The following is an 18,714-nucleotide window of genomic DNA, read 5'->3' on the forward strand; positions in this document are numbered from 1 at the left end:
AGGCATAAATCATGACGACATACTTCGAGGAACGCGAGCGGGTCTCAGCGTCGGAACGCGAGCAGACTCTGCTGGCCCGTCTGCCGTCCGCTCTGAAACGCGCTCGTGAACGGGCGCCCGCGATTGCAGTGCAATTGCAGGGTCTGGACCTCGATGCATTCGGTGCCAGGTCCGATCTGGCGCAAATTCCCGTGATTCGTAAAAGCGAATTACTGCAAGCGCAGTTGGCCATGCGCCAGGGCGGTGCAGGCCAAGAACTGCCCGCCGTCGGCCGAGTTTTCGGTGGCTTCTCTGCCATAGGTTGGGGAGAGGCCGCACGTGTGTTTGCTTCACCGGGCCCGATTTACGAACCTGAAAGCAAGCGCCCTGATTACTGGGGGTTTGCCCGGGCCCTGTATGCTGCGGGTTTCCGGCCCGGCGAGCTGGTGCATAACTGTTTTTCGTATCACTTTACGCCCGCGGGGTCCATGATGGAGACCGCTGCGCATGCGCTGGGCTGTACGGTATTTCCGGGTGGTGTAGGTCAGACCGAGCAGCAGGTACAGGCCATCGCCGACTTGGCCCCGGCCGGCTATACCGGGACGCCAAGCTTCCTGAAGATCATCGTCGAAAAAGCCATCGAAATGGGTATGAAGCTGCCGTCCATTAAGCGTGCCTTGTTTTCGGGCGAAGCCTTTCCGCCTTCGTTGTGCGCATGGTTTTCCGAGCATGGAATTGCCGGCTATCAGGCGTATGGCAGTGCTGATCTCGGCATGATTGCCTATGAAACCGCTGCTCGCGATGGTTTGGTGGTGAACGAAGACATTATTCTTGAGATTGTCAGGCCTGGGGGCAACGAGCCTTTGCCCGAGGGCGAAGTGGGTGAGGTCGTCGTCACCACGCTCAATCCGGATTATCCGTTGGTTCGCTTTGGCACCGGAGATCTATCCGCGATATTGCCGGGCGTATCGCCCTGCGGCCGTACAAATCTGCGTATCAAAGGGTGGATGGGGCGCGCCGATCAAACTACGAAAGTGCGCGGCATGTTCGTGCATCCGGGCCAAATAGCCCAAGTCATCAAGCGGCACCCCGAAGTGAACAAGGCCCGGTTGATCGTCAACGGCAAGGTAGGCAGCGACATAATGGTTCTAATGGTCGAGCTACGGGCACCCACACCCGAATTGCTCGGGAAGTTGGCCGATTCCGTACGCGAACTCACCAAGTTGCGGGCCGAAGTTCAGCCGGTGGAACCGGGCAGCTTGCCTAACGACGGAAAAGTGATCGACGATATACGAAGTTACGAATAAGCTTATCTGTTCCTGTGCCGGGCGATTGCAGTAACATGCAAAAAAATCATAGTCCGTATTCACCAGACGAGGAGTCTTATGCGCACACTCAAAAATGGTCCGGGCGAATCGCACCGGAAGTCTTTAGCGGCATCCACGGGGAATACCAGGCTTAAATGCTGCGCGGCAGGTGCCCTTATCGTGCTGGCTGGCATGTCGCTCGCACATGCCGATACACTTGACGTGGTCAAGAAGCGCGGGGCCGTACAGTGTGGTGTGACGACCGGATTTGCAGGGTTTTCTGCGCCAGATGCAAAGGGCGAGTGGCAAGGTCTCGATATCGACGTTTGCCGTGCGGTGGCCGCGGCGGTATTTGGCGATGCCAGCAAGTTCAAGGCGGTCCCGCTCAATTCGCAGCAGCGTTTCACGGCTTTGCAATCGGGCGAGATTGATTTGCTGGCGCGCAATACCACCGTCACTCAGCAGCGCGACACAGCATTAGGCGCTGTGCACGCGGGCATTAATTTCTACGACGGGCAGGGTTTCTTGGTATCGAAGGCGCTTGGTGTGAAAAGCGCCAAAGAGCTTGGTGGCGCGACAGTTTGCATGCAAACGGGTACGTCCAACGAGAACACAATGGCCGACTGGGCACGCGCGCATAAAGTCCAGTACAAGCCAGTCGTTCTGGAACAATTCAACGAGGTGGTCAACGCTTTTGCTGCCGGCCGTTGCGATGTCTTTACAACCGATGCCTCGGGGCTCGCATCAATCCGCATCTCTAAGCTTGAAAAACCGGACGATTATGTTGTGCTGCCCGAGATTATCTCGAAAGAGCCATTGGGACCCTTTGTACGTCAGGGCGACGATAAATGGTTGGGTATCGTGAAATGGACGTTGCACGCCATGGTGGGCGCTGAAGAATTGGGGGTCACGTCCCAGAATGTTGATGAACAGCTAAAAAGCACCAATCCCAATATATCCCGCTTGCTGGGCGTGACCGCGGGCGCGGGCAAGAACATGGGTGTAGACGAGAAATGGGCCTACAACATCATCAAGCAGGTGGGCAATTACGGTGAGAGCTTCGAACGCAATGTCGGTATGGGCAGTCCCCTGAAAATCGAGCGGGGCCTTAACGCTCAATGGACGGACGGCGGCCTTATGTACGCCTTGCCCATTCGATAGGCAAAAAAGGGTGCCCTTTTTGGGCACCCACATGCTGCTGCACTAACTACAAGACCTATTCAACAGATATGTTGGACGACTGAATGACCTTGGCCCATTTTTCTGTTTCGCTTTGGATAAACTTTGCGAAGTCTTCAGGAGTGCCGCCTGAAGATTGACCGCCAGTAATTTCAAATGCTTTCTGTACTTCTGGTTTTTTCAGAATAGCGTTGAAGGCGACGTTAAGTTTTTGAATTATGGGTTCTGGTGTTCCAGCTGGGGCGATAACGCCTTGCCAATTGTAAGATTCGAAATCAGGCAAACCAGATTCTGCCATGGTGGGCACGTCGGGCAATAGTGCCAAGCGCTTGGCGCTAGTCACCGCTAAAGGGTGCACCTTTTTGGCCTGAATTGCCGGCATGGCGGCATAGCCCATTTCGAACATCATGTCGATATGGCCTGCCATAAGGTCGGTTGCCGCTGGCGCACCACCTTTATAAGGGACGTGCGATAGCTTGATGCCCGCTTGGGAAGCAAACAGTTCGCCCGACAAGTGGTGAGCACCGCCCACACCCGACGAACCGAACATATATTTACCCGGATTTTTCTTGGCCAGCGCAATAAGCTCTTGTAGAGTTTTGACCGGCACCTGATTGTTGACGCTAAGAATAAGTGGGCTTTCTTCAATCAGAATAATGGGGGCGATGTCTTTCTTTACATCGTAAGGTACGTTCTTCGGCATCAAGGTCGGATTAACCGACAGGGGGGCCAAGTTGCCGCTGCCTATTGTGTAGCCGTCTGGCTTTGATTTGGCAAGATACGCCGTGCCAATAACGCCGCCTGCACCGGCCTTGTTCTCGACCACAACACTGACTTTGAGTTCTTCGGCCAGTTCGCGTGCGAGCATGCGCATGCGCGTATCACCGAAACCGCCTGCTGCGTACGGCACAACGAAGGTAATGGGGCGGGAAGGCCAGGTGTCGTCGGCATGGGCGACACTGGGGGCCATTGCTGTACACGCCGCTGCGACCAGGGCGCTGACGCCCATTTTTTTCAACAAAGACATTTGATTCTCTTGAAAGAAGTATCAGTACGAATTAACAGAACCTAAGCAGTATTGCTCGGGTAATCCTGATATTGACAGGATCAAGGGCAAAGTGTACGCGCAGAGAGACATTACCGTCTACTTGCTACGGCGGTACACCAACGCAATACGGGCGAAGGCTATCTGCATGTCTCGGGTACCGGCCTGAAATACCACAGGCCTGCCTTTGCTGGTAAAGCAGATCAGCCGCTTCGATGCCACCAGAGGAATGAATTTTGCAAATTGAATGTCTTCCCACGCCACTTCGCGGTGACTGATCCATGATTGCTCGATACCACGATGAGTGATACGCGTTTCCGAAATCAGCATATAGCGCGCTAAGACGATGAGGCCTATAAAGCATAGCAAGATGCTTGCGGCCACCAGGGGACTGACCGTTTTTCCGACGGGGCCCGAAGCGGTTTGAAGTATCAGCAGCCCAATACAGATAAGGATCAGTACGGCAAGTATTTTGATCCAGCGCGGCCAGGCGACTCCGCGCAGTGGAAGCGGGCCGATGGCCTCGAAAAGCTCGGAACGCTCTTCTTCGCTTGGCCGGTGTCGTGTAGAAAAAATCACTAGGCAACCTTGCGCGCGGCCAGGGCATTGCCGGCGCGACTCGATGATTTATGGCCGATGTGGCCGGAAATCCACTGGCCGATGTCGACGACGGCATCAAGGTCTATGCCGGTGTCGATATCGAGCCCACGCAACATGTACAGGACGTCTTCGGTCGCGATGTTGCCGGTTGCGCCTTTAGCGTAGGGGCAGCCACCCAGTCCGGCCACAGACGTGTGGAAAATTGAAATTCCAGTTTCCATAGCGGCCAGAATGTTGGCTAGCGCTTGGCCATAGGTGTCGTGGAAGTGCCCGGATATGCGCGTCGGGTCGACCACCTGGCTGACAGCCTGCATAACCTGCTTTACCCTGACAGCGGTACCCACACCGATTGTGTCTGCTACGTCGATTTCGTCGCAACCGAGCGCCATATAGCGCCGAGCAACATCCACTACAGACTCAATGGGGGTTTCGCCTTGGTAAGGGCAGCCAAGCGCGCAGCTGATGCTGCCCCGTAGACGTAGTCCGGCAGCCTTGGCTGCCTCGGCAACCGGTTCAAAACGGGCGATGGATTCGGCGATAGAGCAGTTGATGTTTCGTTGTGAGAAGGCTTCGCTAGCGGCGCCAAAAATCACTACCTCGTCTACGCCCGCCGCCACGGCAGCTTCCAAGCCGCGCAAGTTGGGTGTAAGCGCTGAATAAATAATATCTGGGTAGCGCGTGATGCCGGCCATGACTTCCGCGCCGTCAGCCATTTGCGGGACCCACTTGGGCGATACAAAGGACACGGCTTCAATATTGGGAAATCCAGCTTGTGATAGGCGATTGACCAGTTCGATTTTGATCGACGTGTCAATGAATTCTTTTTCGTTTTGCAGCCCGTCGCGCGGCGAGACCTCGACGATTTTTACTTTGCTTGGCAAAGACATGGAATTATTCCCGGGTAGGTTGCAGGGATTGGCACATCATAGAAGTAATGCTTGATGGCGTAAATAGTAACGTTAACGGCGCTGGAAGCGTCCGTCCTCTAGGCGAACGACAATTTCCTGTAGCTCGAGTTCGAGCAAACGTGCTGTTAGCTGAGGGACATCAAGCTGGCTACGTTGTTGTAATGTATCGAGTGGGACCGGGTCATAACCCAGCGCTTCCAGTACCAATTGGCTGATGGAATCGCTTACGCCTTGCTGTTTGCGTGCCGGCCGTCCCTTGGCCGCAACAGGCGCCAGCGGCGCTCCGGAGATACCCAGCTCTTCGCGGATGTCTTCGGCAGATTCAACCAGTTTTGCCCCTTGCCTAATGAGCGCATGGCAGCCGCGCGACAAGGGCGAATGGATAGAGCCCGGAATGGCAAATACCTCGCGACCCATCTCGGACGCCAACCGTGCTGTGATCAACGAGCCGCTTTGTTTGGCTGCCTCGACCACCAGGACTCCGCGCGCGATGCCTGCCACCAGCCGGTTGCGTTTTGGAAATTGATAGGGAAGCGCCCGGGTACCGAGAGGGAATTCGGATAGCAACACGCCTTCCTGGGCGATGCGGTGGGCAAGATCGCGATTTCGGGCAGGGTAGACAATGTCTATGCCGGTTGCCATGATCGCAATGGTCGAGCCCCCCGCTGGCCCGGCCATTAACGCCCCCTCGTGCGCAGCGGAATCGACGCCCAGTGCCAGACCGCTGGCAATGCACCAGCCCTGTTCTGCCAGGTGGCGGGCAAACGCCCTGGCATTGTCCGTACCTCCGGCACTGGCACTACGCGCACCGACGATAGATATGATCGGCTTGCCCAAATGAGCTAGGCTGCCGTTGGCGTAAAGCAGCAAGGGAGGATCGTGGATATCGAGCAGCATGCGCGGATAAACAGGATCGGCCAGTGTGATCAGGTGATGGCCCGGATGCTGCAGCCATTGAAGGGTATCGTTGATTGCCGCCTGAACGTGGTCGCTGGCGGCTTGACGTAACTGTCGAGCCAGTTCGACGGGCAGATACTTGCTTAGCGCGGCGGCAGGCAGGGCGTAGATATCCTGTGGCAACCCTATGGCGGCAAGCAGGCTGCGAGCCTGCGCTGGCCCCAGCCCCGGTTCTAATGACAGGCGTATCCATGCGCTGAGCTCTTCGGTGGATGAAGTCAGGTGCATGCGGTAGTGTGGCATAGCGCGGCACTTTTCGGGGGCGATGCGAACCAAAAAGTCATAGTCAAGGCAAAATTTGTTTTATCATAGAGACTTACACGAACTTTCGGATCAGTTTCATGGCTTTGCTACCTATTCTTCGATACCCCGACCCTCGCTTGCATAAAGTTGCCAAGCCGGTTCAGGCGGTCGACGACCGCATCCGTACTCTTGTTCGCGACATGGCCGAAACCATGTACGACGCCCCCGGTGTGGGTCTGGCGGCAACGCAGGTCGATGTGCACGAACGGGTGGTTGTGATCGACGTGTCTGAAGACAGCAACGATTTGCGCGTACTCATCAATCCTGAAATCATTTGGAAAAGTGAAGAGACTCAGGTTTATGAAGAGGGCTGTCTTTCAGTACCCGGCATCTACGACGAGGTCGAGCGTGCCGCCCGCATTCGCGTGCGAACCCTGAACCAGGAAGGACAAACCGTCGAGTTCGACGCCGAAGGCCTTCTCGCCGTGTGCGTCCAACACGAACTCGACCACCTTATGGGTAAAGTGTTTGTCGAATACCTGTCATCATTGAAACAAAACCGCATCAAGACGCGGCTGCGCAAACAAGAGCGCGAAGCCATGAAGGCTTGATGCTGCTTTTCCTGCACTTGGTATCATGCCAGTTCCACCTCTGAATTGGCTTTACTATGCGTATTGTATTTGCTGGCACTCCTGAATTTGCCGGATTGGCTCTCGACGCGATCCTTGCAGCAGGACACCAGGTTCCTTTAGTGCTGACCCAGCCCGACCGACCGTCGGGCCGCGGACTTAAGCTAACCCCCAGTGCTGTGAAGGAAAGGGCGCTCGCTGCCAATATCCCGGTATGCCAGCCGCGCAGTCTGCGGCTCGACGGCAACTATCCCGATGATGCCGAAGCCGCAAGGTCGGCTTTACTCGATGCTGCGCCCGAATTGCTGGTCGTCGCTGCTTACGGACTTATCCTGCCGCAGTGGGTGTTGTCATTACCCAGCTACGGTTGTTTCAACATTCACGCAAGCCTACTGCCGCGCTGGCGCGGCGCCGCACCTATTCAACGGGCCATTGAAGCAGGCGATGAACAAACCGGCATCACGATCATGCTGATGGACGAGGGCTTGGACACCGGAGCAATGTTGCTCACCAAATCCGTTCCCATTACGGCGCAGCATAATGCTGCCAGACTGCATGACGAACTGGCCGCATTGGGCGCTGAGGCCATTGTTGAGGCACTCGATGGTCTACAAAGGGGCACGCTCGTTTCACAGCGTCAGCCCGAAAGTGGCGTCACCTACGCCGCCAAACTCGACAAGGCGGAATCTCCGCTTGATTTCAGTCAATCTGCGGTCGTTCTGGCACGCCGGATCCGCGCTTTCGATCCCGTTCCGGGGTCGACAATCTTGCTGCCAGGCCTGCCTGATCCTGTAAAGGTGTGGAACGCGCAGGCGCTGGTGCCGGAAAATGGCGATGGCAGCCAACATACCGTACAAGGCGAAGCCGGTTTCTTACGCGCCGAACCCGGTCAAGTGATTCGCTCTGGTTCCCATGGTATAGATATTGCTACCGCCGATGGGGTTTTGCGTCTACTCGAGCTACAGAAGTCCGGCGGCAAGCGCCAGCCGGTTGCTGCATTCGTGCAAGGCTGGCAGCATACGTAATTCCTTTCTGGATCGAACCTGGGCGCTGCGGCCGGGGCCAGACATTACTGGCGCAAGGCAATCGACGTCGACAGCGTGCACGTTCGATCGAGGAATGGGATGAGCAAGCAGATTACGGAGAACTCGCCATGGTAGATGACGTCAAGGACTTGCAGGCGATTTCTGCAGCGACACTCGATTATTACAATGAACACGCCGAAAGCTTCCAGGCCGGCACGCGTGACCATGATGTGAGCCAGAATATTGCCGCCTTGCTGCGGCACATTAGCGCGACGCCGCCGTATCGCATTCTGGATTTCGGCTGTGGGCCAGGTCGCGATCTAAAGTCTTTTAGCCGTTTGGGGCACGTGGCGACGGGGCTTGACGGTTCCGAAGCTTTTGTTTCGATGGCTCGGGCCGCGACGGGATGCGAAGTGCTGCACCAGGACTTTCTGGCGCTGGACTTGCCGGTCAGCCGGTTCGACGGTATTTTTGCGAATGCATCATTGTTTCATGTGCCGACCGATGTTTTGCCCCGCGTGTTGGGACAACTGCACGATGCTTTGAAACCAGACGGAGTCCTGTTCAGTTCGAATCCGCGCGGTAGCAATCAAGAGGGGTGGAGTGCCGGCCGCTACGGCGCATATCACGACCTGGACAATTGGCGTCGGCTGATGACGGCCTCGGGTTTCGTCGAGCTGGAGCATTACTATCGGCCCGCAGGGCTTGCACGCGTCCATCAACACTGGCTCGCTACCGTCTGGCGTAAACCCGTCGCTTGAATCGACCATCACAGCGGATGTTTCAACGCGTTCTTAACTTTATATAGAACGCAGCGTTATGTATGGTTCGACTGATATTGTCTTTTAATGAGGCCAGCTCGCGGCGAAGAGAGTCGCGAAGCGTGCGTTTGTTGTCAGTGGCCGCCACATTGATGAACGATTCAAAATCATCTTCCTGGTTCACGCACACGGGTTCGATACCGATGGCTTCGATCTTGTGGTCGTAAAAACGATCCATGGTGTTGTCGACCGGATAAATCCACTCTGAACAATACCCAAGCAAAGTGTTTGCCGCCTGCGGGGTCATCATATAACCGGTCGTCCCGGCAAAACCCTTTGCGAATTTCTTCACGGTGAAAGGGCCGATTTCTCCGATGATGCGACCTGACTGAATCGTGACTTTACGGCTGGGCTGCAGCCATACGAGGTCGTGACTGCTGGCAAATTGCTGCATATTTTTGTAAAACGACATGAAGGGCGGCAGCAGTATTGCGTCGTCTTCTAAGACAATAATGGGTGTATCGGTTTTTGAGCACTTTTCCCACAAGAGGTAATGACTGGCAAAACAGCCCAGTTGAGAAAGGCGTAGCGTAGCGTTCAACCCTCTGCGGGATGCTCGCTTTTTATCGTTGTATTTCTGAAAGAGATAGTGGTCGGGTTGCTTACTACCGTGTATCGCGTCGAAAAATTCATAGGACAGCTGAAGACGATCAAGTTGCTCCTTCATGAATGCGCGTCGATCCTGCGCTGTTTGCAAGCTTATGACATGTATAGCGGGTTTCGACACATGCAAACCAGGTAAAGTGTAAAAACGCATGGTACACGCGCCGGTTGTAAACTGAAACAAACTTGCATTAATTTGTGAAACCAAAGGTTAGTTTCTTATGCGCTACCGGTCTATCTGTTGAGCCCGGTACGGCGCGTCACCCTGTGCTACGATCTTTTTCAGCCATCCATCAACGGAGATAAACCATGACCTGCTACCGCTTAGGCGATGCCATACCTTCTATTCATGAATCTGCTTACGTGGCCGCCGAAGCGACCGTCATTGGCCGCGTAACACTGGAGGAAAACAGCAGCATCTGGTCGGGCGCTGTCATCCGAGGCGATAACGAATTGATCGTGGTGGGTAAGGGCTCGAACGTGCAAGAGGGTGCTGTGCTACATACGGATCCTGGATGCCCCCTTACCATAGGCAACAACGTTACGGTTGGACACCAAGCTATGTTGCACGGTTGCACCATTGAAGACGGTGCCTTGATTGGAATTCAGGCAATAGTGCTGAACAGGGCTGTGATAGGCAGAAATAGTCTGGTGGGCGCTGGTGCGGTGGTTACTGAAGGCAAGGTGTTCCCCGAACGCTCGTTAATTCTGGGTTCTCCTGCCAAAGTCGTGCGCACGCTCAGCGATGACGACGTCGCGAATCTTCAGAAGAATGCGCAAGGATATGCCCAGCGGGCTGCACGTTTCAAAACCGACCTGGTCGCGCTGTAAGGTTGAGCCTGCTAACGTAAATTGTCTTGTGCCCACTTTTCACAATCGCGGGCCAAGTCCATCATGTGCTTAATGATCTGCACCTCTGATTGGCCTTTTTGGCGACCGCGTTCGCTGAAAACTTCCATGCTTTCCGCAGTGGGAAACCAGTCTAGCTCGGGCTGCAGCTCGAGCCCGTTTGTATGTTTGATATTGCCATTAGGCAAGATATACCAGGTAGTCATAGCTTAATAATAAGAGTGAAAGGATTGTTATGCATATCGTTATACCCGATGATTATCAAGACTGTGTACGGCATCTTGATAGTTTTTCCAAACTTGAAGGGCATAAAGTAACTATCTTCAACGATAGCGTGACCAACGTCGATGAGCTGGCCGCGCGCTTCTCCGGCGCTGAGGCCCTGGTACTTATCCGTGAACGCACTCAGATTACTGCGGAACTGCTCGACAAGTTGCCTGATCTACGCGTAATCAGTCAAACAGCAAAGGTATCGGGCCATATTGATCTCGCTGCCTGCACAGAGCGTGGAATTGCTGTCGTTGAAGGATTCGGCGGTCCTACCGCCACGGCGGAGCTTGCCTGGACGCTCATCATGGCTAGCCGCCGCTATTTGGTTGCCGAGGTCAACCGCCTTAACGGCGGATCCTGGCAAGGTTTTCTGGGCCATCAGTTACACGGTCAAACACTGGGAGTCTGGAGCTATGGACGCATCGGAAAATTGGTCGCCGGTTATGGCAGGGCGTTTGGTATGAAAGTTTGGGTGTGGGGCCGTAGCGAGTCCATGGCACGAGCTCAGGCCGATGGCTTCGATGTAGCGCCATCGCGAGACCAGTTTTTTGCCGATAGCGATGTTGTGTCGATTCATCTGCGGCTGAACGCCGATACCGAGGGCATCGTGACGCAGGCAGATCTTGCGCAGATGAAAAAAACCGCGCTGTTTGTAAATACGAGCCGCGCAGAGCTTGTGGCGCCCAAGGCCTTGGTCCATGCGCTTGATGCCGGTCGACCCGGTTTTGCTGCCGTCGACGTCTATGAAAACGAACCAGTTCTGGGTGCCACGCATCCTTTACTTAATCGCGCGAATGTATTGTGCACTCCCCATATTGGATACGTCGAGCGCGAGAGTTACGAGCTTTACCTAGGTACGGCTTTCGACAACCTTATGGCATTTTGTGCCAATCGGCCGGTCAATGTAGTGAACCCCGATTTTGCTTCCCATATTTAAGCGGCTATGCGCGCTATTCAGGAGTTCCGTCATGCCACGGTCTGATTCCAACTTGGGAATTGCCGCGGCAAAGGCATCGGCTAAGGGCCTTCATTTCCATAAGGCGGGGCTACAGGCGCCTCTGGCTTATGGCGCTACGCGTCCCATTGCGGGAATTCTATTGCTCGTGGCTTCAACTGCCGCGTTGTCGACTCTGGACGCAAGCGGAAAGTGGGTGATGGCGGCAGGTGTGTCGTTGCTGGCGCTGTGCTGGGTGCGCTATGTCGTTCACTTATTACTGGTCCTGGTGCTGGTTCTGCCGGTACGTGGAGTAGCGGTGTTGCGCAGCGTGCGGCCGCGCGCACAACTCTTGCGCGGTTCGGTCATGTTGCTGGCGACCTTATCGTTCTTCAATACATTGCGTTATTTGCCACAGGCCGAAGCCACGGCGATCAACTTCCTGGCGCCTTTGATCATGCTGTCTGTCGCGCCCTGGCTTCTAAAGGAAGCGGCCCGGATTTCGCGATGGTTGGCTGCGGCTGCCGGCTTCGTGGGTGTGCTGATCATAATTCGACCTGACGGTGGTCTTGATCCAGTGGGAACGTTGTCCGGCCTGCTCACGGCCTTTTTGTTTGCAGCGCAGTTCATTGCCACTCGGCGTGTAGCAGTGGACGATCCGTTCACCACATTGGTCTGGAGCGGCGCGGTGGGCAGTGTCTGCCTAAGCTTGGCATTGCCTTTCATTCTTCCGGGCCTCTGGCCTTTGTTTTTGGTTCTGGATCCCTGGCATTGGGTCATACTTATTTCGACCGGATTTTGGGGAGCGGCAGGGCACTTGCTGCAAATCCAGGCCTATCGGCATGCTCCAGCATCCATGCTGGCCCCCTTTATTTACCTGCAAATAATCAGCGCCGCAACACTGGGCTGGCTAATATGGGGTCAATTTCCAGATCCCCTTACATGGCTGGGAATCGGCATTATTTGCGCCAGTGGAATATCGTTGGGAGCCTGGGAATGGCGTGCACGGAAACGGTCTTGAATAGTTTGCCGTCGAGTCGCAGGCATTGACCGCCGCCTGCGATATCGTTGCTTGGCGGTTGACTTTATAATCGGCGCATGACGAAAAAAATCCTTATTGTCCGCACGTCTTCGTTAGGCGACCTGGTGCATATGCTGCCAGCGATATCCGATATCGCACGGCACGTCGCGGGCGCGCAAATCGACTGGATAGTAGAAGAGAGCTTTGCCGAGATTCCCGCATGGCACCCGGCCGTCCATGAGGTCATCTCGGTGGCGCACCGCCGTTGGCGCAAGCACTGGTGGTCGCCCGAGACGCGTGCGGCCCGAGTGGCCCTGCGAAAAAATCTGGATGCGCGCCATTACGATATCGTTCTTGATATGCAGGCTCTGATGAAATCTGTCTGGCTCGTGCGGCAAACCCATGGGATACGCCACGGCTTAGATCGCCGCTCAGCGCGCGAGCCTTTGGCTTCATTCTTTTACGATGTAAAGCACACGGTGAATTTCTGGCAGCCAGCGGTGCAACGGCAACGGGAACTCGCGGCGGCGGCTTTTGGCTACGCTTACGAAGGTGAACCTGATTTTGGGCTTGGTCGCATCACCGAAGGCGTAGAAATACGGCCTTATGCGGTTATCATGCCCTCGGCCAGCCGCGACGATAAGCTGTGGCCCGAAGCCGACTGGAGGAAAGTGTTCGGGCGCTTGCACGAGCATGGCCTCGATCTGAAGCTATTATCCGGCAGCCCTTCCGAAACGCAAAGGGCGGCATTGCTTGTTGCGGGTAATCCGCGCGGCGAAGTGTTGCCGCGCATGGGCTTGACCGACGTCGCCAAGGTTTTGGCCGGTGCGCGCATCATGGTGGGGTTAGATAGCGGGCTGACTCACTTGTCCGCCGGGCTGGGGCGGCCCACCATTGGTATATACAAGGCATCGACCCCTGTGCGTACGCCGCTTGAGGGCCCAGCCTATACGGCCAGTTTAGGCGAACGTGGTAATGCGCCCTCGGCCGAGACCGTATTAAGTGCGGTCGATCAGGCGCTTGCTTTCGATGTGTCGGCGCATACCGACTTACCCGGTGGCAACGCCCCGGTTTAAATGTCGCTGTACCGGTTTTTGACCCAATGGCGCGGTAGTTCTGCTTCAGCTAGACTCATCAACTTGGCAGTCCTCGTTACAGCCATCGGCGTATATCTTTGAATTTATTCTTTTATACCGTTCTTATTCGATTATTGTCACCCGGCTTGCTAGCCTGGATGGCGATACGTGCCCGTCGCGCCGGGGGCAACTGGGAAGTATGGTCTGGCGCTCGTTTTGGGCATTACTCGGAATCCAAGCCCATCGAAAATCCCGTGTGGATTCACGCCGTTAGCCTCGGTGAAACTAGGGCGGCACAGCCTTTCATACAGGCGTTACTGGATCAAGGTGAAAACGTTTTGCTGACGCATATGACCGTCACAGGGCGTGCCGAAGGTGAACGCGTATTTGCCCAGGCCATCCAGCAAGGCCGTCTGGTTCAACAATGGCTACCTTACGATTTTCCGGGCAGTACGCGAAGGTTCATGGCTCATTATCGTCCCCGCGCTGGTGTCCTGATCGAACGCGAGGTATGGCCCAATTTGCTGGCCGCGGCGAGTCATGCGCAGGTCCCCATGCTGCTGGCCAGCGCTCGTTTCTCTGATAATTCTTTACGTCAAACTTTGCGCGCAGGCAGCGTGATGCGTCAGGCCTATGCTAGTTTCGACGCCGTATATGCGCAGACTTTGCGCGACGCCCAGCGGCTCGAGCAGGTCGGAGCGTCGGGAGTACGGGTGTCGGGCAACTTCAAGTTCGATATCACTTTGCCTCCCGATAAAGTGCTGCGGGGCCGGCAGTTCGCCGCGGGCTTGCCGCGCAAGATTATTGTCATTGCCAGCACTCGCGAAGGTGAAGACGAAATTTTTGTTCAAGCCATCGCTCACCAGGTAAAGCGCGCGCACGCGCAAGGCGTCGACATCGACGAGCAGGCTCTGTATTGCTTGATTCCCCGGCACCCAGAGCGGTTCGATCTCGCAGCCGACCTCCTTAAGAAAGCGGGTTTGGCTTTTGTCAGGCGTTCGCAGCTCATTGAGATGGGCGACTGCACGGCCAATGCGCTGCGGGCCTGCAGTGACGCGGCCGTGCTGCTAGGGGATAGCCTAGGCGAAATGACGCGCTATTACGCTTCGGCACAGGTGGCGATCGTCGCGGGCAGTTTTGCGCCGCTTGGAGGCCAAAACCTGATCGAAGCATGCGCGGCGGGCGTTCCTGTTCTGGTAGGCCCTCACACGCGTAATTTCGAGCAGGCTGTTCTGGATGCCATCGGCGAAGGCGCTGCCATGCGCGTGCCGAATGCCGACGTTGCCATCCAAACCGCCTTGCAATTACTTGGCGATCCGCAGCGGCTGACCCGTATGGGCGAGGCCGGCGCTCATTGGGTTCAGAAGCACGCCGGAGCTGTTGCGCGAGTGGTGGCAGGGCTGAACGAGGTCAAAAACTGATTTCAGTTCTTCGGTCGGGTTGTCAATACTGAAGTCGGTGCAGCGGGTCGCGGCCCGCTGCACCTTGGACTTGAATGTGATTGGACCGGTTTTAGTCTTGTGGCCAGGTTAACGCTGCGTTGGCTGCGCTTCGCGCCCACATTCGATACCGAGGCGGAATAATCACAGTCCGTGGTATTTTCGACCAAGTTCGAGAGTGGCCTGGAAGAAGCCAGCTTTGCTCCCACAGTCGTAACGCATCCCTTCGTATTGCAGGCCGAATACAGCGCGGGCTTTGAGCAGGCTGGCAATACCGTCAGTGAGCTGGATTTCTCCTCCGACCCCGGCCTGGGTCTGGCGCAGGTGTTCAAAGATTTCCGGTTCCAGCACATAGCGGCCAACAACAGCAAGGGTTGAGGGGGCTGCGGCGGGGTCGGGCTTTTCGACAATACCGCGCAGACGCATGGTTTTATCGTTAACGACTTCGCCGGTAATGATGCCGTATTTATTGGTGTCCTGGCGATCTATGTTTTGTATGGCGAGGATACTGCCGTTTTGCTGGTGCGCGGCTTCGACAAGTTGCTGCGTGACCGAGGTGTTCGCATCAATCAGATCATCGGCGAGCAGCACAACGAAGGGCTCGTTGCCGACGATGGGAGCGGCACACAAGACGGCATGACCGAGGCCCAGCGGCGCAGCCTGCCGGGTATAGATGCAGTTTACGTACGATGGGATGACGTTGCGTACGGTTTCTAGAAGCTCCATCTTGTTCTTGGCCTCGAGGTCGGCTTCGAGTTCGGGCACGCTATCAAAATGGTCTTCGATGGCGCGCTTATTGCGGCCGGTGATGAAAATCAAATCGGTAATGCCTGCGGCGATCGCCTCTTCAACAGCATATTGGATCAAGGGCTTATCAACGATAGGCAGCATTTCTTTGGGCATGGCTTTAGTGGCGGGCAAAAAACGGGTGCCAAGACCTGCAACGGGGAAAACGGCTTTTCGAATTGGTTTCATGTGTCCTAACTTTTTTGGATTTATGCAAGAGAACGGTAAAATGATACGCTATCTCCCATGGAGAAAAGCCGGTATCGAGCAAGCAGCATGCCCGAAGCATTTACACCGTGCAATACGCAACTTGGCCGAAGCCACAGCATGGGTTTGGTATATTGGGGCTGGATTTCAGAATAAAAAATCCTTCAAAATGGTCGCGCGACGACAAGGGCATCTTTCTCATGCGTTTTATATTTTTGCTGGTTGTTCTGGCTAACGTAGCGGTACTCGCCTACGGGCAGGGTTTTTTTGGGACGCCGCCTAGCGAGCGCGGCCGGGATCCGCGCCAACTGTCAGAAAGGAATCAGCACGCCATAACCTTGAACGCGCCCTTAAGTGCGAACCAGCTCAATTAAGAAACTTGGGTGCCAGGTGCGCGAGGCCGTCCAATACAGGCGTCGTCAGACACTGTATTGCTTGCGCTGGGAGACCAAGGTCGGTCTGCGCTCTGTTTAGCAATCGTTGCGCTTCGATCTCTACGGCCCCCCATCCACCGCCAGTGCTGAAAACCTGCGGTGGTCCTCCGAACATGGAAAGTCCTTCACGCCACTGTCGTAGCAGCGCGCCAGCTTGCGCTGCGGCGATTCCACTGGAGATGGCTTGATGAGTATGAGTAGGGAAAGCCGCGGTGGTGCCATCTGCCTTGGGTAAATTAGCCGTGCCGGCGGCGAGCGACGCGCGCATAAGCTCGGGGCCCGGGAAAATCAGCCCTCCGTAGAACTGCCGTATACCTGGCTCGCCTGGTATGGCCGCCTTGGGTCCCAAAGTATCGATTGTTGTGGCAGTGCCAAAGCTGGCTAATATTGCTGCGTCGTTGGTGTGTTGCGCCAGCCCTATCATTGACAGCCACCGATCAGCGCCCAATTGCGACGGAGCATCATAGCCGTTGCGTATGCCCGCTGCCTCGCCTTGACTGACGATCCATCTTATCTCGAAAGCGTAGTGGCTTTTGAAAAAGTCGTTGATTCGCTGAGCCACTGTCGTGCCTGCCACATTCACGCCAATGGCAGCGATCGGCACATGGCAGAGCTGATCAAGCCATGTCGGCAATTGGCTCAGGTCGTTGTGCGCCATGATGAAGACGTCGGTTTCCCTGCGGCCGCTTATTGGATCAAGCCAACCCAGCTTTATACGGGTATTGCCCGCGTCAATCAGTAGCATCATGGATGAGGGTCCTTTTGAGCCCGCACTGAAATTTCGCCGACGGAGATTGTGGTTTCGCCATGGTGATTGCGCACCAGTAATTGCCCCAGTGTATTGACGCCACTCGCAATGCCGGCGTGGGTGATACGCCCCTCATCCAGCACGTTGATATGTTGCCCCGCCAGTACATCCACCTTTCCATATCGCTCAGGCAGTTCGCTGAAGCCGTGGGAGGTCGCGTCGTTCAGGCTGGTGTACCAGGCGTTGGCGATACGGGCGACGATATCCGTGGCAGTGGCGGCGGCGGCGAGCGGGTCGCACCCCGCAATTTCGGCCCAATCGGCCACTTGTCGATTCAGCGATTGACTGAGCGCCCGGGCGTCGGATAGGTTGATGCCCATTCCAATAATCGCGACATGGTGATCTGATGACAAGCGTGACGTTCCTGCGCGTGTGACTTCTACCAGGATCCCGGCGAGCTTGGCGGTCAGCCACTGCACATCATTGGGCCACTTCATGCAAAGTTGGTTTCGTAATGAAGGACTAATAAGCCCGCGCAGCGCTTCGCAAGCCGCAAGGCCGGCCAATGGTGACAAGGTGGGCAATTGTTGGGGCGGCAGGAAAACATCGAAAGCGCAGGAAAACATTAGATTTGCGCCAGACCGATTTTGCCAGGTGCGCCCCGCGCGGCCGCGACCTTGCTCTTGCAGGTGCGCACCCAGCAGCCAGGGCCGCGCGAACTGGCCGCTATTTGAACGCGCCTTGGTCAATAAATCGAAGTTGGTGGACACTGTCCTTTCAACCCACGTGACCTGATTGAAGTGGGGCAACGCCATTGACAGCGACGCCTTAAGCAGGTCGGGGGAGGGGAGAAGCGAAGAAGAGGCAGTAGGCATTAATCTGCAATGGTGCGTAGCGTAAAATGATCGGGCTTACGTTATAACTCAAAGTGTCTATTATGCTTGCTCGTACCGAGAAGATTTCATTCGATGGCCTCGCTGGCGCCATCGACTGTGCGCTGGATCTGCCGATGGAGCCCGCACGTGGGTGGGCGCTGGTGCTTCATCCGCACCCGCTACACGGCGGCGCACGTGATAATAAAATCGTTACGACCATCGCGCGTGCCTGCGTGCAGCATGGTCTGATCGCAGTACGCCCTAACTTCCGCGGGGTAGGCGTCTCGGCTGGAGAGTTCGATCGTGCTGTGGGCGAAACGGCCGATATGAAGGAATTGGTCCGTCAGTTTGAATCGGCGTATCCCGAGGCAGCGGCCGGAAAGTGGGTTCTGGCGGGATTTTCGTTTGGCACCTCAGTGGCCGCTCAACTATATTCAGAAGTGCTCGAGCAATCGGGCAAGCTACCGGATGCCTTGTTGCTTGCCGGATCAGCGGTCAATCGCTTTAAGTTCCGCGATATCACGGTTCCTGACGATACCTTTCTAGTGCATGGCGAGGCGGACGAGGTTGTGCCTTTATCCGAAGCCATGGAATTCGCCCGCAGCCGATCTTTGCCGGTCGTTGTGGTGCCGGACGCCAGCCATTTTTTTCACGGTAAGCTGATCACCTTGCGGCAATTGATCCAACAGCGTCTGGCCTCGGTCTAGCGTGCCGGCCGATCTTTGTTATCTGCCATAATGTATTGTTTCATCTCCTTGCGGTTTATGCAGGCGAAACCG

At 55.9% G+C, this 18,714-nt stretch carries 21 protein-coding genes; 12 read left to right on the plus strand and 9 right to left on the minus strand.

Going from position 1 to position 18,714, the window contains the following annotated elements; genetic code table 11:
- Positions 1-11 precede the first annotated feature (11 nt).
- Both EKL30_RS06350 and EKL30_RS06355 read left to right on the plus strand, forming a co-directional pair.
- Positions 12-1,286 carry a phenylacetate--CoA ligase family protein gene (locus tag EKL30_RS06350; RefSeq protein WP_126706345.1) on the plus strand — a complete coding sequence of 425 codons (1,275 nt, stop codon included), beginning with the start codon at positions 12-14 and terminating at the stop codon, positions 1,284-1,286.
- Between the two features lie 192 nt (positions 1,287-1,478).
- On the plus strand, positions 1,479-2,447 hold the full coding sequence (locus tag EKL30_RS06355; protein ID WP_199748507.1) for an amino acid ABC transporter substrate-binding protein: 969 nt from the start codon (positions 1,479-1,481) through the stop codon (positions 2,445-2,447).
- A 55-nt stretch (positions 2,448-2,502) separates the two neighbouring features.
- On the opposite strand, the gene EKL30_RS06360 is transcribed toward EKL30_RS06355, so the two are convergent.
- The 4 genes from EKL30_RS06360 to dprA all read right to left on the minus strand — a co-directional run bounded on the left by EKL30_RS06360 (position 2,503) and on the right by dprA (position 6,203).
- Positions 2,503-3,492 carry a tripartite tricarboxylate transporter substrate binding protein gene (locus tag EKL30_RS06360; RefSeq protein WP_126706347.1) on the minus strand — a complete coding sequence of 330 codons (990 nt, stop codon included), beginning with the start codon at positions 3,490-3,492 and terminating at the stop codon, positions 2,503-2,505.
- 117 nt (positions 3,493-3,609) lie between these two features.
- Positions 3,610-4,089 (minus strand): hypothetical protein, encoded by a 480-nt coding sequence (locus tag EKL30_RS06365; RefSeq protein ID WP_233582863.1) that lies wholly within the window; start codon positions 4,087-4,089, stop codon positions 3,610-3,612.
- Complete coding sequence (locus EKL30_RS06370) at positions 4,089-4,997, minus strand: hydroxymethylglutaryl-CoA lyase (RefSeq protein ID WP_126706348.1); 909 nt, start codon at positions 4,995-4,997, stop codon at positions 4,089-4,091. The genes EKL30_RS06365 and EKL30_RS06370 overlap by 1 nt, the downstream gene beginning before the upstream one ends.
- Before the next feature lie 72 nt (positions 4,998-5,069).
- Positions 5,070-6,203, minus strand: a complete 1,134-nt coding sequence (gene dprA, locus EKL30_RS06375) for a DNA-processing protein DprA (RefSeq protein ID WP_126706562.1) — start codon at positions 6,201-6,203, stop codon at positions 5,070-5,072.
- A gap of 113 nt (positions 6,204-6,316) precedes the next feature.
- Between dprA and def the strand changes: the two genes are divergently transcribed.
- The 3 genes from def (at position 6,317) to EKL30_RS06390 (ending at position 8,633) form a co-directional block, all read left to right on the plus strand.
- A complete protein-coding gene (gene def / locus EKL30_RS06380) occupies positions 6,317-6,829 on the plus strand; it encodes a peptide deformylase (RefSeq protein ID WP_126706349.1) in 513 nt (170 codons plus the stop codon).
- 56 nt (positions 6,830-6,885) lie between these two features.
- Positions 6,886-7,872 (plus strand): methionyl-tRNA formyltransferase, encoded by a 987-nt coding sequence (gene fmt, locus EKL30_RS06385; RefSeq protein ID WP_126706350.1) that lies wholly within the window; start codon positions 6,886-6,888, stop codon positions 7,870-7,872.
- A gap of 128 nt (positions 7,873-8,000) precedes the next feature.
- Positions 8,001-8,633 carry a class I SAM-dependent methyltransferase gene (locus EKL30_RS06390; protein WP_126706351.1) on the plus strand — a complete coding sequence of 211 codons (633 nt, stop codon included), beginning with the start codon at positions 8,001-8,003 and terminating at the stop codon, positions 8,631-8,633.
- 22 nt (positions 8,634-8,655) lie between these two features.
- Here EKL30_RS06390 and EKL30_RS06395 read toward each other — a convergent pair whose 3' ends face one another.
- Positions 8,656-9,504, minus strand: a complete 849-nt coding sequence (locus EKL30_RS06395; RefSeq protein WP_126706352.1) for a glycosyltransferase family 25 protein — start codon at positions 9,502-9,504, stop codon at positions 8,656-8,658.
- A 101-nt stretch (positions 9,505-9,605) separates the two neighbouring features.
- Here EKL30_RS06395 and EKL30_RS06400 point away from each other — a divergent pair, with 101 nt between their 5' ends.
- Positions 9,606-10,127 (plus strand): gamma carbonic anhydrase family protein, encoded by a 522-nt coding sequence (locus tag EKL30_RS06400; protein ID WP_126706353.1) that lies wholly within the window; start codon positions 9,606-9,608, stop codon positions 10,125-10,127.
- A gap of 11 nt (positions 10,128-10,138) precedes the next feature.
- Here the strand turns inward: EKL30_RS06400 and EKL30_RS06405 are convergent, their stop codons facing one another.
- Positions 10,139-10,351: a hypothetical protein gene (locus tag EKL30_RS06405; protein ID WP_126706354.1), complete on the minus strand. Its 213-nt coding sequence runs from the start codon at positions 10,349-10,351 to the stop codon at positions 10,139-10,141.
- A gap of 29 nt (positions 10,352-10,380) precedes the next feature.
- On the opposite strand from EKL30_RS06405, the gene EKL30_RS06410 reads away from it, so the two are divergent.
- The 4 genes from EKL30_RS06410 to EKL30_RS06425 all read left to right on the plus strand — a co-directional run bounded on the left by EKL30_RS06410 (position 10,381) and on the right by EKL30_RS06425 (position 14,867).
- Positions 10,381-11,352, plus strand: coding sequence for a D-2-hydroxyacid dehydrogenase family protein (locus tag EKL30_RS06410; protein ID WP_126706355.1), 972 nt, complete (start codon positions 10,381-10,383; stop codon positions 11,350-11,352).
- Positions 11,353-11,383: 31 nt separating this feature from the next.
- Positions 11,384-12,370 (plus strand): DMT family transporter, encoded by a 987-nt coding sequence (locus EKL30_RS06415; protein WP_126706356.1) that lies wholly within the window; start codon positions 11,384-11,386, stop codon positions 12,368-12,370.
- Positions 12,371-12,447: 77 nt separating this feature from the next.
- Complete coding sequence (gene waaC, locus EKL30_RS06420) at positions 12,448-13,446, plus strand: lipopolysaccharide heptosyltransferase I (protein WP_126706357.1); 999 nt, start codon at positions 12,448-12,450, stop codon at positions 13,444-13,446.
- Positions 13,447-13,544: 98 nt separating this feature from the next.
- Positions 13,545-14,867 (plus strand): 3-deoxy-D-manno-octulosonic acid transferase, encoded by a 1,323-nt coding sequence (locus EKL30_RS06425; RefSeq protein WP_126706358.1) that lies wholly within the window; start codon positions 13,545-13,547, stop codon positions 14,865-14,867.
- 162 nt (positions 14,868-15,029) lie between these two features.
- Here the strand turns inward: EKL30_RS06425 and galU are convergent, their stop codons facing one another.
- Entirely contained in the window at positions 15,030-15,860 is an 831-nt protein-coding gene (gene galU / locus EKL30_RS06430) for a UTP--glucose-1-phosphate uridylyltransferase GalU (protein WP_126706359.1), read from the minus strand.
- Between the two features lie 218 nt (positions 15,861-16,078).
- On the opposite strand from galU, the gene EKL30_RS18960 reads away from it, so the two are divergent.
- A complete protein-coding gene (locus tag EKL30_RS18960; RefSeq protein WP_199748500.1) occupies positions 16,079-16,252 on the plus strand; it encodes a hypothetical protein in 174 nt (57 codons plus the stop codon).
- Here the strand turns inward: EKL30_RS18960 and EKL30_RS06435 are convergent.
- Together EKL30_RS06435 and EKL30_RS06440 are read right to left on the minus strand one after the other, a co-directional pair.
- Complete coding sequence (locus EKL30_RS06435) at positions 16,245-17,060, minus strand: type III pantothenate kinase (RefSeq protein ID WP_126706360.1); 816 nt, start codon at positions 17,058-17,060, stop codon at positions 16,245-16,247. The genes EKL30_RS18960 and EKL30_RS06435 overlap by 8 nt on opposite strands.
- Entirely contained in the window at positions 17,057-17,935 is an 879-nt protein-coding gene (locus EKL30_RS06440; RefSeq protein ID WP_126706361.1) for a biotin--[acetyl-CoA-carboxylase] ligase, read from the minus strand. Before EKL30_RS06440 ends, EKL30_RS06435 begins: the two co-directional genes overlap by 4 nt.
- A gap of 62 nt (positions 17,936-17,997) precedes the next feature.
- Here EKL30_RS06440 and EKL30_RS06445 point away from each other — a divergent pair, with 62 nt between their 5' ends.
- The gene (locus EKL30_RS06445; RefSeq protein WP_126706362.1) at positions 17,998-18,642 is read left to right on the plus strand and encodes an alpha/beta hydrolase; all 645 of its coding nucleotides are present in this window, start codon (positions 17,998-18,000) and stop codon (positions 18,640-18,642) included.
- Positions 18,643-18,714: the final 72 nt, after the last annotated feature.

This window comes from Candidimonas sp. SYP-B2681 (assembly GCF_003971065.1).
Lineage (GTDB): Bacteria > Pseudomonadota > Gammaproteobacteria > Burkholderiales > Burkholderiaceae_B > Pollutimonas.